At 66.7% G+C, this 16154-nt stretch carries 11 protein-coding genes; 8 read left to right on the plus strand and 3 right to left on the minus strand.

The genetic code is table 11. From position 1 onward, the window contains the following. Positions 1–74: 74 nt before the first annotated feature. The gene (locus tag ACYPYD_RS23185; RefSeq protein ID WP_459665787.1) at positions 75–2417 is read right to left on the minus strand and encodes a TonB-dependent receptor; all 2343 of its coding nucleotides are present in this window, start codon (positions 2415–2417) and stop codon (positions 75–77) included. 346 nt (positions 2418–2763) lie between these two features. Here ACYPYD_RS23185 and ACYPYD_RS23190 point away from each other — a divergent pair, with 346 nt between their 5' ends. Genes ACYPYD_RS23190 through ACYPYD_RS23205 form a run of 4 tightly spaced genes read left to right on the plus strand, consistent with a single transcriptional unit; the run spans position 2764 to position 6582 of the window. Next, positions 2764–3954 carry a glycosyltransferase gene (locus ACYPYD_RS23190; protein WP_459665788.1) on the plus strand — a complete coding sequence of 397 codons (1191 nt, stop codon included), beginning with the start codon at positions 2764–2766 and terminating at the stop codon, positions 3952–3954. A 38-nt stretch (positions 3955–3992) separates the two neighbouring features. Next, positions 3993–4913 (plus strand): hypothetical protein, encoded by a 921-nt coding sequence (locus ACYPYD_RS23195; protein WP_086013060.1) that lies wholly within the window; start codon positions 3993–3995, stop codon positions 4911–4913. A gap of 14 nt (positions 4914–4927) precedes the next feature. Beyond that, positions 4928–5419, plus strand: a complete 492-nt coding sequence (locus tag ACYPYD_RS23200) for a DUF2141 domain-containing protein (protein ID WP_069709314.1) — start codon at positions 4928–4930, stop codon at positions 5417–5419. Positions 5420–5430: 11 nt separating this feature from the next. Continuing rightward, entirely contained in the window at positions 5431–6582 is a 1152-nt protein-coding gene (locus tag ACYPYD_RS23205; RefSeq protein ID WP_459665790.1) for a glycosyltransferase, read from the plus strand. 44 nt (positions 6583–6626) lie between these two features. On the opposite strand, the gene ACYPYD_RS23210 is transcribed toward ACYPYD_RS23205, so the two are convergent. Together ACYPYD_RS23210 and ACYPYD_RS23215 are read right to left on the minus strand one after the other, a co-directional pair. After that, the gene (locus ACYPYD_RS23210; RefSeq protein ID WP_008828719.1) at positions 6627–6890 is read right to left on the minus strand and encodes a hypothetical protein; all 264 of its coding nucleotides are present in this window, start codon (positions 6888–6890) and stop codon (positions 6627–6629) included. A gap of 143 nt (positions 6891–7033) precedes the next feature. Further along, positions 7034–7648, minus strand: a complete 615-nt coding sequence (locus tag ACYPYD_RS23215; protein WP_008828720.1) for a TetR/AcrR family transcriptional regulator — start codon at positions 7646–7648, stop codon at positions 7034–7036. 101 nt (positions 7649–7749) lie between these two features. Here ACYPYD_RS23215 and ACYPYD_RS23220 point away from each other — a divergent pair, with 101 nt between their 5' ends. The 4 genes from ACYPYD_RS23220 to ACYPYD_RS23235 all read left to right on the plus strand — a co-directional run bounded on the left by ACYPYD_RS23220 (position 7750) and on the right by ACYPYD_RS23235 (position 16071). Further along, positions 7750–8922, plus strand: a complete 1173-nt coding sequence (locus tag ACYPYD_RS23220; RefSeq protein ID WP_211149691.1) for an efflux RND transporter periplasmic adaptor subunit — start codon at positions 7750–7752, stop codon at positions 8920–8922. Between the two features lie 6 nt (positions 8923–8928). Continuing rightward, entirely contained in the window at positions 8929–12117 is a 3189-nt protein-coding gene (locus ACYPYD_RS23225; RefSeq protein WP_036526138.1) for an efflux RND transporter permease subunit, read from the plus strand. Positions 12118–12119: 2 nt separating this feature from the next. After that, entirely contained in the window at positions 12120–13571 is a 1452-nt protein-coding gene (locus tag ACYPYD_RS23230) for an efflux transporter outer membrane subunit (protein WP_008832096.1), read from the plus strand. Between the two features lie 235 nt (positions 13572–13806). After that, on the plus strand, positions 13807–16071 hold the full coding sequence (locus ACYPYD_RS23235) for an NADP-dependent malic enzyme (protein WP_008832097.1): 2265 nt from the start codon (positions 13807–13809) through the stop codon (positions 16069–16071). The last annotated feature ends 83 nt before the right edge of the window (positions 16072–16154 follow it).

Genomic DNA, 16154 nt, shown 5'->3' on the forward strand with positions numbered 1-16154 from the left:
CTGGTGTGCTGTGCTGCAAAGGAAAAGGACGGGCCGGCGTCCCCCCGAACGCCGACCCGCCCCTCGCGCTACCGTCAGAAGTCGGCGGTGACGCTGAAGACCATCGTGCGCGGAGTGCCGATCCAGGCGTAGTTGCCCGAAATGCCGCCGAGGTAGTCCTCGTCCGTCAGGTTGGTGATGTTGAGTGCGAAGGTCAGGTCCTTGAGCGTATCGGTCAGGCCCTCGCCCTTCACCGCGACCGAAAGGTCGGTGATGAAGGAGTTCTTTGCGGTCCAGGCGTTGCTCGCATTGACGAAGCGGTTGCCGGTGTACTTGCCGGTCAGGCCCAGGGTGACGGGGCCGTAGTTGTAGGTGCCCGACAGCACCCACATGTCCTTCGGAATGCCCGCGACGCGGTTGCCTGCCGTCACGCCCTGTTCCGCGTCCAGTTCGGCATTGCCGGTGCCGCGGTACTTGGCATCGATGTGGGTGTACGAACCGTAGAGGGTCAGGCCGTGAACCGGGCGGACGTTGGCGAGCAGTTCGAACCCCTCGGAGTCGATGCCGCCCGCGTTGAAGAAGCGGCCGTCGCCTTCGCTCAGGTAATCCGGGCCGGCCGAGGTCGAGCTGGGCACGAAGATCACCTGGTTGGAGAACTTGCTCTTGAACCATGTAGCCGAGGCGTTGAACATGCCGTTGGAGTAGCGCGCACCGGCTTCCCAGTTCTCGGCGGTCTCGGGCTTGATGCTGGAGAACGCGTCAGCACTGTATTCGAGCAGCGTGTCGGAGAGCGCCTTGAAGTTCTCCGAGTAGCCGCCGAACACGTCGAGGCCGGTCATCGGCTCGACCTGGATGCCGCCGGAGAGCAGCACCTTCGACTTCGACTTGACGCCGACGTTGGAACTCTCGCCGAACAGGTCCTCACGGTCGAGGTGGTTGATGAACTGCTTGACGCCGAAGTTCGCGGTGACCGGGCCGAACTGGACCTGGTCCTCGGCGTACCACTTGAAGGTGGTCTGCGGATACTTGCGGTCGTACTGCGTCCAGTAGGGCGTGGCGTCATAGGCCGGGCCGACGCGGGTGTCGCTGACGTGGTGCCAGTCGCGCCATTCGCGGCGGTGGGTGTCCTCGTACCAGACGCCGCCGCGCAGGGTGTTCTCAAGCGCGCCGAACTGCATGGTCCAGGCGCCGTCGAGGGTGCCGCCGAGGCGGTCCTTGCGGTAGTGGGTGTGGCGGAACGACTGCTGCTGGATGGCGCCAGCCGCGGTCGGCGCGACGATCTGGCCGGCGGCGTTGGTCGCGAAGTAGGTCGGCGTGCCGGAACCGGCGGGCAGGGTGGCCCACCATGCGGGCGTGCCCTTCACCGTCGAGGTGCCGTTGATCTCGCTCTGGACGCCCGAGGTGTCCTGTCCGACGTTGACGATGTAGGGCGGCGCCCAGTCACCGCGCCCGGCCATGTCATGGTAGTAGACCGAGGCCTTGAGATCGAGCGCGTCGGCGATCTTCGTCTCGGCCTTCAGGTAAGCGAAGAAGTTCTTGCGGGTGGTGCCCCAGACGCCGCGATAGTTCTGGTCCACCGCCGGAACGCCGGTCCACACGCCGTTGAGGCCGTCCTGGTGCGGGCTCGCGGCGTACTGCTCGGGCGAGTACATCTGGTCGTAATTGTTCTCGTAGGCATCGTCGTAGCTGGCGTAGCCGGTGAACTTGACGGGCGTATCGACGATGAACTTCATCGCGAAGTTGTCGCGCGTGTTCTTGGCCGAGCCTTCCATCCAGTCGGTTGCCTGCTGGTGGCCGTAGGAGAACCACGCCTTGGCAACGCCGCCGATCAGGCCGGTGTCGAAGCGGCCGTAGTAGCGGCTGGCGTCATAGTCGCCGACCGAGCCGGACAGGCGCACGCGCATGTCGTCGATGGGGTCGGCGGTGACGAAGTTGATGGTGCCGCCCAGCGCCTCGTTCGAGCGTGAGGCGATGTCGGCGGTGCCCTGGAACACCTCGACGGTGGCGATGTTGGCGCTGTCCATGAAGCGGTTGGCCTTGGAGCCGCCGCCGTAGCCCGAACCACCGTTGGGCAGGCCGTCGATGGTGATGCCGACCTGCTGGGTGTCGAGGTTGGTCTGGTAGCCGCGGATCGAGTAGGTCGTCGACCAGTCGTCGAAGCCGAAGGCGTCGCCCTCGTTGACCTGCACGCCGGGCAGGGTGCCGATGAGGTCGATGGCCGAGGCGATCGGCGACTTGTCGTCGATCAGCGTCTCGTCGAGCGCGGCGTTGTTGTAGGTGGTGCGCTGGCCGGTGACGACGATGGCGTCGGCGGTGTCCGCGCTGTCGTAGGCCGCGGCGTCGGCGGCTGCCTCGTCTGCAAACGCCGGAGTGCTCGCGGCGATGGCGGCAAGGCTCGTGCTGAGAATGTAGATACGGCGGATCGAAATGGCGCGCATGGCTTGGTGAACCCCCTGTAGCGTTAAGCTTGTGCGGCGCAGCATCTGCGCGCTTATTCTGACGCCCTGCAGTCAATTCGGAGACGTTTTACAGTCGGTTTCGCGACACCTTTGTGACGTGAAAGCGCCAGCCGTCCCAGGTTTCGGGGCGATGATCGAAAGTTACGCGCCGCATAGACCCGACTTTGTGCGTCTGCGTACGAGAGAGCCGCTTCATGGCGTTTCGAAGTCGCTGGCATGTCCGCTGCGTGACGGGCTGCATCACCGTCACAAACCCGAAATGACCCGTCCATAGAGGCCACCGCAACGAGACGGCTGGCGGCGTCGGAAGGACATGCAGGAACCATTGCGCATAGCGATCCCCATTCACAGCTTTGAGCCGGGCGGCGTCGAGCGCGTCGCCCTCGGCCTGGCTGCGCAATGGCGCGAAGCGGGGCACGAGGTTACCATGGTTCTCGGCCGTCCGGGCGGCGCGGGCCTGTGCAGTGCGCCCGCGCTCGATTACTGGAGCCTGCCCACGCGGCCCAGGTTCCAGCAGGCAACGGCATCGTGGCGAACGCCGTGGATGGTCCACACGCTCTACAGTTTCCTGATCGAAAACCGTGTCGACGTGGTGTTCTGCCCCGGCAATACGTACGCGGTGATCGGCGCGGCCATGAAGCTGCTGATGGGCCACCACGCCCCGCCGATGCTGCTCAAGATCAGCAATGCGCTGCACCGTCCCGACATGTCAGGGGCCATGCGCCGGGGCTACGGCGCCTGGCTGCGCGCGCAGGGCGGGCTGTTCGATTCGCTGGTCGCGCTGTCCGAGCCGATGCGCCGCGAAGTGCGCGAGTGTATGCTGGCGCAGCCGCGTCAAGTCGAGGTGATTGCCAATCCGATCCTCAATCGTCGCCGTTTGATCCAGCTTGGCCGCATCGAACGGCGCGCGCCTTCAGCCTGGGGCATGCGCTACCTCGCGGCGGGGCGTCTCGCGCCGCAGAAGAACTTTGCGCTGATGCTGCGGGCCTTCGCCGCCGGAGCCCGCGCCGGTGACCGCCTGACCATCGCCGGGGACGGCCCCGAACGCGGTCCTCTCGAAGCGCTCGCCGGTTCGCTGGGCATCGCCGGGCAGGTCGCGTTTCTCGGCCATGTCGCGACGATCGACCCGCTGCTGGCAGAGCATGACGCGCTGCTGCTCAGCTCCGATTACGAGGGGCTGCCCGGCGTCGTGGTCGAGGCGCTGGCGGCAGGCATGCCGATCCTCGCCACCGACTGCTGCGTCAGCATGGCGAGCCTGCTCGACCACGGTCGCACCGGCCTGATGGTCCCGGTGCGCTGCCAGGATGGCTTCGCGCAAGGGATCGCGGCCTTGCGCGACTTGCGCGGCGATCCGACGCGCGCTCGCGCCGTCGCCTCGCACTACGAACTCGAAGGTGCCGCGCGCCGCTACCTCGACCTGATGCGCGCGGTCGTCTCGCGCCGCGAGGCCGAGCGCCGCCGCGACCTTGCCCTCAGCACGCTGGCGCCCTGCCGGTCGCTGCGGCGCTCCCAGTGACTGTCACCCCGGAGATCACCTTGTCTCAATCTGCAACCGTGGCTGCTACCGTAGACGGCGTCGATCTGGCGGCCATCGCACTGACCCCTCAGGATCGCACCGCGAAGCGGGGGCGCAATGCGGTATTCTCCATCCTGCTGTCGCTGGCGGTCATCGCCGCCGTGCTGCATGAGACGAACAGCGTCGAGCTGCGCCGCCTGCCGCAGATGATCCCGACATCGCCGGGGTTCTGGCTGATCTTCGCGGGCTACTACCTCATCACCCCCGCCAGCGAGTGGCTGATCTACTGGAAGCTGTGGCGCATTCCGGGCAGCGGCGTGCTCGCGCTGCTGCGCAAGAAGATCTACAACGAACTGCTGCTCGGCTATCTCGGCGAGGCGTACTTCTACACCTGGGCGCGCAGCCGCGTCACCCTGACCGCCGCGCCGTTCGGCACGGTCAAGGACGTGTCGATCCTCTCGGCCGTCACCGGCAACGTGGTGACTATGGCGCTGCTGGTCTTCGCGGTGCCTTCGCTCGGCTTCGACAAGCTGGGCATCGACGGGCGCCTGCTGACCGGGTCGCTGGGCGTCATTCTTGCGATCTCGCTGGGCGCCATGGCCTTCCGCCGCAAGGTCTTCAGCCTCTCGCGCGATGACCTCTGGATGATCACCCGCGTCCATTTCGCGCGCATCGTCGTCTCGACCGTGTTCCTCGCGCTGCTGTGGCACATCGTCCTGCCCGATGTCGCGCTGAGCTGGTGGCTCTACCTTTCGACCTTGCGCCTGCTCGTCTCGCGCCTGCCGCTGGTGCCGAACAAGGACCTGCTGTTCGCAGGGATAACCGTCGTGGTGCTGGGCGAGGAGCGGGATATCGGCACGCTCATGGCGCTCATGGCCGGGCTGATCACCGCCGCGCACCTCGTGCTGGGCGCGCTCATCGCCTTCAACGACCTCGCCAATCCGGAGAAACGCCCGTGATCCTGTCCCTGCTGATGCTGGCGAACGCTGCGACCATTCCCTCCACGCCCGATCTCGGCAAGGCCGAGGGCCGCTGTCGGCCGGACGAGGCAGGCTCCTCCTTCGAAGTGCAGGTGAAGGGCCTGAAGGACCGTATCGGCACCCTCAAGCTGGAGGTCTACCCGGCCAACAACACAGACTTCCTCGCCGACGACAACGTGCTGGTGAGCGCGGGCAAGACCTTCCGCCGCGTCGAGGTGCCGGTCCCCGCCAGCGGCCCGGTGCGCCTGTGCGTACGCGTGCCCGGCCCCGGCGACTACGCGGTGAGCCTGCTCCACGACCGGGACGGCAACCGCAAGTTCGGCTGGCGCATCGACGGCATCGGTTTTGCGGGCAATCCCCGGCTCGGCTTCAGCAAGCCGAGCGCCGAGAAGGCCAGCGCGTCGGTCGGCAGCGGGCCGAAGACGATCTCCATCGTGATGAACTACCGTCGCGGGCTGGGCGTAGCTCCGCTGGCATCGAAGTAAGGGGCCAAAGCATGAGGATCGTGGACGTCTGCGCCTTCTACACGCCCAAGGGCGGCGGCGTGCGCACCTATGTGGAGCAGAAGCTGCGCATCGGCGCGGCGCTGGGCCACGAGATCATCATCCTCGCACCGGGGGACGAGGACGCGGTGATCGAGCGCGGCCCCAATGCCCGCATCATCACCCTGAAGAACCCGCGCTTCCCGCTCGACCGCAAGTACTGGTACTTCGCCTCGGCGCCACAGCTTCACGCCGCGCTCGACGAACTGCAGCCGGACTTCGTCGAGGCCGCCTCACCCTGGCGCAGCGCGCGTCTCGTCGCCGACTGGGCGGGCGATGCGCCGCGCAGCATGATCATGCATGCCGATCCGCTTTCCGCCTATGCCTACCGCTGGTTCGGACAGGTGTTTGCGCGGCGAACGATCGACTGGCAGTTTTCGGTCTATTGGGACCACTTGCGCCGCCACAGCCGCAGCTTCGACCATGTCGTCTGCGCCAATTCCAGCCTGACGCGGCGGCTGGCGGACGGGGGCGTCGCCAATACGGTGACGGTGCCGATGGGCGTGCAGCCCGGCCGCTTCTCCCCGCAGAACCGCGATCCGGCCCTGCGCGCGCAGTTGCTGGCCGCCTGCGACCTGCCCGAAGACGCGCGCCTGCTGCTGGGCGTCGGCCGACTGGCGGCGGAAAAGCGCTGGCCCCTGGTGCTGGACGCGGTGGCCTCGGTCTCGCGCGACCGGCCGGTCGGCTTCGTGCTGTTCGGCGAGGGGCGCGAGCAGCGCACCGTGCTCAAACACATAGCCGGCAATCCGCACGTCCGCCTCTTCGAGCCCGAGCGCAATCCGGACACTTTCGCCCGGGTCATCGCCAGCGCCGACGCGCTCGTTCACGGCAGCGAGGCGGAGACTTTCTGCATGGTCGCCGCCGAAGCCCGCGCCAGCGGCGTGCCGATCGTGGTCCCGGACGAGGGCGGCGCGGTCGACCATGCCGCGAACGGCGGCGGCCTCACGTACACCGCCTGCGACCCGGCTGCAGCGGCGCGCGCCATCGTCGAGGTGCTGTTTGAGCGCGAGCATTACCCGCAAGCCGCCCGCACCAGCGACGATCACTTCGCCGACCTCTTTGCCCTCTACGAGACGAGCGTGCGGCGCGAGCGGCGCGCAGCCTGAGAGGGAAGGTTACTGCCCGTCACAGCCCTTTACGATGAGGGTGGTCAGTTCACCCGGCGACGATGCTTGCCGCCGTAAGTCTTGCCACAGTAATCGTCGAGTTCGCGCATTTCGGTCGCGGCGGCGGCGGCCATCGCGGCGGTGCAGGGCAGGTTCTTTTCGCCGGTAGCGATTCGCGCCTCGACCCGGTCGCGCAGTTCCTCGATGTCGGCACGCGACAGCACGTTCTTTTCACGCAGATAGCAGATCAGGCTTTGCAGCAGGATCATGGCCTTTTCACCTGAATCGACTTCACTGTTCTCGATCATCACATCCCGTCCTCTCAAGCGGCCGTTCGGCCGACATTGAAGACAGGATGATACAACCACGAAACAATGTCCAGCGCATCAAAAGAGCAGTATTCTGCTGTCGCAAACGATTGTGCGCCGCAATATTCGCAAAGGCCGGCGGATCAGTCTTCCAGCGCGGCAACCTCCTGCCTGAGCAGTGCGGAAAGGCGGGCATGCAGCGTCTCGTGATCGCTGTCGGGCGAGAGTTCGCGCAGCGCGACCATGCCCCACGACATGGCGATCATGAAGTCCGCCACGGTAGCATGGCGCTGCGCCGTTGCAGCAGGTGCCAGCGACCCCAGTGCTGCGCCAAGACTGTCGCGAAGCCGCATGTCGACCTTGGTGTGCATCTGGTTGATCGCCGGGTTGCGGCCTGCTTCGGCAAGCAGTTCGCACATGAGCCGGCGGTCGTCGCAGTCCGGCTCCTCGAACCCGACGCGCTCGATCCATGCGAGAATGGCATCGCGATCATTGGCTGCAACGGCGGCGCTCAGCGTCTCTTCATCGAGCCAAGCCGTAATCTCCGTTTCGCAGATGGCGGCGATGATCGCCTCCTTGTTCGCGAAGTCGCGGTAGATTTGCCCTACGGCGATGCCCGAGGCGGCCGCGATCTGCGCCATTCCGGTCTGATGGAACCCTTGGTCGACAAAAAGGTTACGCGCGGTGTCGAGAAGGTGTTTTCGACGTGCGGCCGACTTGGCGGCTCGGGGGCGATCCAGTGCAGTCTCGTTGGTCATTTCCCTGTCCGGCTTGCTTTTTATGCTGCGACGCAATACCAGTCGCGCGAATCATGAGTGAACGCTCACTCACGCTTTAACCCTCTTGGCGGATTAACTCCATGAAAAAGATCGCTCCGGCCCTAGTGCTGATTCTCTCCGCCTGTGGAGGAGGACAGGAGCAGCCTCCGGCAGGACCGCCCGAGGTCGGCGTGGTCACCGTGCGCGAGCAGTCCGTCACGCTCAGCAATGAACTGCCGGCGCGTACCAGCGCTTACGAGAGTTCGGATGTGCGCCCGCAGGTCAATGGCCTGATCGTTGCGCGGCTGTTCACCGAGGGCGACCAGGTGAGGGCCGGTCAGCCGCTCTATCGCATCGACGGTGCGCCCTATGAAGCGGCAGCGGCGAATGCGCGTGCGGCGCTGGCCCGCTCGCGCGCAGCGATCGCATCGAGCGAGGCGCTAGCCCGCCGCTATGGTGAACTGGTCAAGATCAACGCGATCTCGCGGCAGGACTACGAGAACGCGGTGACCACCGCGCAGCAGGCGCGCGCGGACGTTTCGGCGCAGCAGGCGCTTTTGCGTTCCGCCGAGATCGACCTTGCGCGCACGACCATCCGTGCGCCGATTTCCGGCCGGATCGGTCGCTCGACTTACACCACAGGTGCGCTCGTCTCGGCCTCGCAGACCGATGCGCTGACCACGATCCAGCGGCTCGATCCGATCTTCGTCGACATCCAGCAGTCCAGCGCCGACGTCCTGCGCCTGCGTCAGCAGCTTCTCGCCGGAGACCTGACGAGCGCCAGCGGCAATGTCGCGGTGAAGCTGAAGCTGGAAGACGGCAGCACCTACCCGCAGGAAGGCGTGCTCAAGTTCACCGACGTGACCGTAGATCCGACGACCGGCAGCCAGATCATCCGCGCGCAGTTCCCCAACCCCAAGGGCTTGCTGCTCCCCGGCATGTACGTGCGCGCAGAGTTCGCGCAGGCGACCAAGGCGAATGGCCTGCTGGTCCCACAAGTCGCCGTGTCGCGTGACGAGAAGGGCAATCCCACCGTCCTCGTCATCGGTGCGCAGAACAAGCTGGAGATGCGTCCGATCACCGCCCCGCGTACCGTCGGCGACAACTGGCTGGTCACTTCCGGTCTCAAGGCGGGTGACAAGGTCGTCGTCGACGGCGCGCAGATGCTGCGTCCGGGCGTGCCGGTGAAGCCGGTCGCACCCCAAGGGCAGGCCCAGCAGGGCGGCAAGCCCGCTGGTGGGCAGCCCGCCGCTCCTGCCAACAAGGGGCAGTAAGCCGCCATGTCACGCTATTTCATCGACAGGCCCATCTTCGCATGGGTCATCGCCATCGTTCTGATGATGGCGGGCATCATCGCCATCCGCAGCTTGCCCGTGGCCCAGTTCCCCGAGATCGCACCGCCCACGGTCTCGATCTCCGCGACTTATCCCGGCGCCGATGCCGAGACGCTCGAGCGTACGACGACGCAGATCATCGAGCAGCAGCTCAAGGGCATCGACAACCTGCGCTACTTCTCGGCCGCGTCCTCCTCGGCGGGCACGGTGACGATCACCCTGACCTTCGAGCAGGGCACCGATCCCGACATCGCGCAGGTGCAGGTCCAGAACAAGCTGCAGGCCGCCACGCCGCTGCTGCCGCAGGAAGTGCAGCGCCAGGGCGTGCAGGTGCAGAAGTCGGCAGCGAGCTTCCTGCTCGTCACCGCCATCTATTCCGAGGACGGCAGCCACTCAGCCACCGACCTTGCCGACTACCTCGTCAGCCAGGTGCAGGACCCGGTCAGCCGCATCAACGGCGTGGGTGAACTGCAGATCTTCGGCACCCAGTACGCCATGCGCATCTGGGTCGATCCGCTCAAGCTGCGCAGCTACGACCTGACCATCGCCGATGTCACCACCGCGATCTCCGCCCAGAATGCGCAAGTTTCGGCGGGTCAGATCGGCGCTCTGCCGGCGCCCAAGGAGCAGATGCTCAACGCTACCGTCTCGGTTCAGTCGCGCCTGCAGACGCCCGAGGAATTCGGCAACATCCGCCTGCGCTCGACCCAGGGCGGCGCGACCGTGCGCCTGCGCGACGTCGCCCGCGTCGAACTCGGCGCGGAGCTCTACGGTTTCGATACCCAGTTCAATGGCAAGCCCGCATCGGGCTTCGGCGTTCGCCTCGCCTCCGGCGCCAACGCGCTCGACACCGTCGATGCGGTCAAGGCCGAAGTGCAGAAGATCGCCAAGAACTTCCCGTCGGATGTGAAGGTGGCCTTCCCCTACGACTCGACGCCGTTCGTGCGGCTGTCGATCGAGCAGGTGGTGCACACCCTCGTCGAGGCGGTGGTGCTCGTGTTCCTCGTCATGTTCCTGTTCCTGCAGAACTGGCGCGCGACGCTGATCCCGACGATCGCGGTGCCGGTGGTGCTGCTCGGCACCTTCGGCGTGATGTCGGTGCTCGGCTACTCGATCAACACCTTGACCCTCTTCGGCATGGTGCTCGCCATCGGCCTGCTGGTCGATGACGCTATCGTCGTCGTCGAGAACGTCGAGCGACTGATCCAGGAAGAGCATCTTTCCCCCAAGCAGGCGGCGCGCAAGTCGATGGACGAAATCAGCGGCGCGCTGGTCGGCATCGGCATGGTGCTGTCGGCGGTGTTCCTGCCGATGGCGTTCTTCGGCGGATCGACTGGCGTGATCTATCGTCAGTTTTCGATCACCATCGTCTCGTCGATGGCGCTCTCGGTCATGGTCGCGTTGATCCTGACGCCGGCGCTTTGCGCCACCATCCTCAAGCCGCACCGGAACGACGAGCATCAGGGCAAGGGGCTGCTGGCGCGCTTCTTCCGCTGGTTCAACGACAAGTTCGACCGCGGCACCGAGAAGTACCGGGGCGGCGTACGTCGCACCGCCAATGGTTGGAAGCGCTCTGGCCTCGTCTACCTGCTGATCGTGGGCTGCATGGTGTTCCTGTTCACGCGCCTGCCCGGCGGCTTCCTGCCGGACGAGGACCAGGGCGTGGTCATCGCGCTCGTCCAGGGGCCTTCGGGCGGAACCCTGCCGCGCACGCAGAAGGGCCTCGATCTCGTCAACAAGCACTTCCTCGAGGATGAGAAGGCGAACGTCGTATCGGTGTTCACGATCAACGGTTTCTCCTTCTCCGGTCAGGGCCAGAATGCAGGCATGGCCTTCGTGATGCTGCGTGACTGGAAGGATAGAGGCGGGGCGGAGAACCGCGCACCGGCGATCGTCGGGCGCGCGATGGGGGCTTTCTCCAAGTACCGTGACGCGATGATCTTCGCGCTGACCCCGCCTGCGGTGCAGGAACTGGGCAACGCCACCGGCTTCGACATGTGGCTGGTCGACGAGACCAACATGGGTCACGACAAGCTGCTGGCAGCGCGCAACCAGCTGCTCGGCATGGCGTCGCAGGACAAGCGCGTGGCGCAGGTCCGTCCGGTCAGCCTCGACGATGCGGCGCAGCTCGACGTCAAGATCGACCAGGACAAGGCGGCTGCGCTTGGCCTTGACCTTGCCGCGATCAATTCCGAGATCGGCACCGCCTGGGGTGGTTCCTACGTCAACGACTTCCTCGACCGTGGCCGTACCAAGCGCGTCTATATCCAGGCGGACCAGCAGTATCGCTCTTCGCCAGAGGCTCTTTCGAACCTCTACGTACGAGGCACCAGCGGCCAGATGGCGCCGTTCAGTGCTTTCTCCGAGCTGTCGTGGAAGAAGGCGCCGGTGATTCTCACGCGCTACAATGGCCGTCCCGCCATGCAGCTTCAGGGCGCGCCGGGCCAGGGCCTGAGCACCGGCGGCGCGATGCAGGCGATCGAGGAGATGCAGCAGAAGCTGCCCGCAGGCACCGGCATCGAATGGACCGGCCTGTCCTACGAGGAGCGCCTTTCGGGCGGTCAGGCGCCGATGCTCTATGCATTGTCGCTGGCGATCGTATTCCTGTGCCTTGCGGCTCTGTACGAGAGCTGGTCGGTGCCGATCGCGGTCATGCTGGTGGTGCCGCTGGGCGTCGTCGGCGCGCTGTTCGCCGCCTGGCTTACGGGGCTCGGCAACGACATCTACCTGCAGGTCGGCCTGATCACCACGATCGGCGTCTCGGCCAAGAACGCGATCCTCATCGTCGAGTTCGCGGAGGAGCGCGTACAGTCCGGCATGAACGCCTTCGACGCGGCGATGGAAGCGGCAAGGCTGCGTCTTCGTCCGATCCTGATGACCTCGCTGGCCTTCGTCTTCGGCGTGCTGCCGCTGGCAGTCTCGACCGGCGCGGGTGCGGGCGGCCAGAACGCCATCGGCCGTGCGGTGGTGGGCGGCATGCTCTCCGCCACGATCTTCGCGATCTTCTTCGTGCCGATGTTCTTCGTGGTCGTCGCTCGCCTGTTCAAGCACGGGCAGACCGACCGCAAGCCGACGAACACCGACGATGAGCCTCACGCTGACGGCGCCCACGGCGCGGCACCGCAGGAAAGCTGAACATGAAAAAGTCGATCCTCATCCTGCTCGCCGGCACCACGCTGCTCGCCGGGTGCAACCTTGCCCCCAAGTACGAGCGACCGGCGGGCGCCGTCCCGGTGGCGCTGCCGCAAGGCGGCGTCTATCCGGCCGCCCCGACCGATGCGCAGGACGTATCGCGCATCGGCTGGCGGGACTTCTTCCTCGACGACAGGCTGCGGCAGGTCATCGAGGCGGGCCTTGCCAACAACCGAGATCTGCGGATCGCGGCGGGCAACGTCCAGCAGGCGCGGGCGCAGTACCGCGTCCAGCGCGCCGACCGGTTGCCCACGGTCAATGCCACCGGCACCGCGACTTACACCAACAACCTGATGGGCGCGGGCGCGGCCGGTGGTACGGGTGGCAGCTCGGACATCGAGATCTATCAGGCGACCGTGGGTCTTTCGGCTTTCGAGCTCGACCTGTTCGGCCGTGTCCGCAACCTGTCGCGCGCCGCGCAGGAGCAGTACTTCGCCAGCGAGGAAGCCCAGCGTTCGACACGCATCAGCCTCATCGCCGAGATCGCCAATGCCTGGCTGACGATGGCCTCGGACAGCGAGCAGCTGCGCCTCTCGCGTGAGACGGCGAAGGCGTTCGAGAAGACGCTGGACCTCACCCGCGCGCAGTTCCGCATCGGCACCGGCTCGGAACTGGAAGTGCGTCAGGCGGAGACCAGCTACCAGAGTGCCGTCAACGACATCGCCGCGCTGGAAACCAGCGTGGCGCGGGATCAGAACGCGCTCAACCTGCTGGTCGGCACCACCGTCGCGGCGGAACAGCTGCCCACCGGCTTCGGCACCGAGCCGATGACCCGTGACGCACTGCCGGGTGACGTGTCCTCCGAAGTCCTGCTGCGCCGCCCCGACGTGCTGCAGGCCGAACACCAGCTGATCGCCGAGAACGCGAACATCGGCGCCGCGCGCGCGGCGTTCTTCCCGACGATCTCGCTGACCGGCACGCTCGGCACGCTGAGCACCGCGCTCGGCGGCCTGTTCAAGGACGGCAGCTACACTTACACCGGCTCGCCCAGCGCCTCGCTGCCGCTGTTCGACTTCGGCCGCCGCTCGGGCAATCTCGAATATGCCAAGGCCTCGCAGAAGGTGGCCGTCGCGACTTACGAGAAGGCGGTCCAGACTGCGTTCAAGGAAGTCTCCGACGCGCTTGCCCAGCGTGGTCGCATCGGTGATCAGATCCGTGCGCAGACCACGCGCGCCGAGGCTGCGGGCGTGGCGGCGAAGCTGTCCGACGCGCGGTTCCGTTCGGGCGTGGATTCGTTCCTGACCACGCTCGACGCGCAGCGCACCGCCTACGGGGCCGAGCAGGCGCTGGTCACCACGCGGCTGACGCAGGCCAGCAATCTGGTGGAGCTATATCGCTCGCTGGGCGGCGGCCTGGAGGAAACCACCCCGGTCGGCGGCGAACAGCCCGCCCGTTAACCCCTTGGTCCCGGTGAGAGCCGGGATCGCGGACGGTCCTTGCGCACCACCCCACCGAGCCGGTGTGCGAGGGCCGTCCGTGCCCGCTGGGCATGACGAAGTGTGTCGATCGTCCCGATTTTGCGCCTTAGGCACTCGACAGGCGCGCCCGAACCGTGTTGTGGGAGCAGCGAATCCTATCGCCTCGACGATGGGATCGCACGCTGACTTTGGCCACTGACCACGGGACGAACACATGGACGAGACGCTGCGCCGCGCCGCACTTGATTACCACCGCCTGCCTCGGCCCGGCAAGCTGACCATCGAACCGACCAAGCGCATGGTGAACCAGCGCGACCTCGCGCTGGCCTATTCGCCCGGCGTCGCCGTGCCCTGCATGGAAATCGCCGAAGATCCCGCCAAGGCGCTGGACTATACCGCGCGCGGCAACCTCGTCGCGGTGATCTCGAACGGCACCGCCGTGCTCGGCCTTGGCGCGATCGGCGCGCTGGCCTCGAAGCCGGTGATGGAAGGCAAGGCCGTCCTGTTCAAGAAGTTCGCCGACATCGACGTGTTCGACATCGAGGTCGACACCACCGACGCCGACAAGTTCATCGAGGCGGTGGCACTGCTGGAGCCGACCTTCGGCGGCATCAACCTTGAGGACATCAAGGCGCCCGAGTGCTTCTACATCGAGGCCGAGCTGAAGAAGCGCATGAACATCCCGGTGTTCCATGACGACCAGCACGGCACCGCGATCGTCGTCGCCGCCGCCGTGCGCAATGCGCTGGTGCTGCAGGGCCGCACGCTGGCCGATGCCAAGCTGGTCACCTCGGGCGCGGGCGCGGCGGCGCTGGCCTGCGTCGATCTGCTCGTCTCGATGGGCCTGCCGATCGAGAACGTGACGCTGACCGACAAGGACGGCGTGATCCATTCCGGCCGCGAGGGCATGTTGCCCAACATGGCGCGCTATGCCCGCGACACCAACGCGCGTTCGCTGCCCGACGTGTTGCCGGGCGCCACCGTGTTCCTCGGCCTCTCGGCGCCGGGCGTGCTCAAGCCGGAATGGCTGCCGCTGCTGGGCGACAAGCCGCTGATCTTCGCGCTCGCCAACCCCGAGCCGGAAATCCGGCCTGAGGCCGCCCGCGAAGTGCGTCCCGATGCGATCATCGCCACGGGCCGTTCGGACTATCCGAACCAGGTCAACAACGTCCTGTGCTTCCCCTACATCTTCCGCGGCGCGCTGGACGCAGGCGCGACGCAGATCAACGAGGCGATGAAGGCCGCCGCCGCCGAGGCCATCGCCGGTCTGGCGCGCATGCCCGCGCATGACAGCGTCGCGCAGGCCTACGGCGGCCGCAAGCTGGTGTTCGGCCCCGAGTACATCATCCCCACCCCGTTCGACCCGCGCCTGATCGTCGAGATCGCCGGCGCCGTCGCCAAGGCGGCGATGGATTCGGGCGTCGCGACCAAGACGCTCGACATCGCCGAGTACAAGCGGTCGCTGGCGAACATGAACACCCGCTCGGGCCAGCTCATGCTGCCGGTCTACCAGGCCGCGCGCGGGGCGATGAAGCGCGTCGCTTACGGCGAGGGCGAGGACGAACGCGTGCTGCGCGCGGTGCAGGATGCGCTCGACGAAGGCATGGTGCGCCCGACGCTGGTGGGTCGCCGCCGGATTCTGGAGCAGAAGCTGCCCGAACTCGGCCTGTCGTTCCGCCTTGGCGAGCACGTCGATCTCGTCGATCCCGAGACCGACCACGAACTGATGGGCGAACTGGTCGCGGCCTATGGCGCGATCGCCAGCCGCAAGGGCGTGCCGACCGCCGAAGTGCTGCGCCACACCTACCGCCGCCCGACCGTGACCGCCGCGATGCTGCTGCGCACCGGCAAGGTCGATGCGGCGCTGGTCGGCGGCAACTCGGAGTACTGGGGCCAGATCGAGCACGTGTTGCGCATTATCGACCGCGCGCCCGACGTGAAGCGCGTCTATGCGCTGTCGGGCCTGATCCTCGATGCGGGCGTGCTGTTCCTGACCGACACCCACATGGTGCCCGATCCGACGCCTGAGCAGATCGCCGAGATGACCGTGCTGGCGGCGGACGCGGTGCGCCGCTTCGGCCTCGATCCGAAGGTGGCGCTGCTGTCGCACTCGAACTTCGGTTCGTCGAACAGCCCCAGCGCGCGCAAGATGCGCTCGGCGGCGCAGCTGGTGCGCAAGGTCGCGCCGGAACTGCGCGTGGACGGCGAAATGCACGCCGACGCCGCGCTCAGCCAGGCGCTGCGCGAGAAGCTGGTGCCGGATTCGGGCTTCGAGGGCGCGGCGAACCTGCTCGTCATGCCGAACCTCGATGCGGCGAACATCACGCTGACGGCGCTCTCGGCCTCGTCCAGTTCGCCGACCGTCGGCCCGATGCTGCTGGGCCTGTCGCAGCCGATCCACGTGCTGACGCCGGGGGTCACCGCGCGCGGCATCCTGAACCTGACCAGCATCGCGGTCTGCGCTGCCGACGGGCATTGAGTTGAGCCAAATCCTCCCCGTCGCACAGCGATGGGGAGGGGGACCGCCTGCGTAGCAGGTGGTGGAGGGGGTGGACTGCCCCC

Source organism: Novosphingobium sp. 11B, assembly GCF_054589055.1.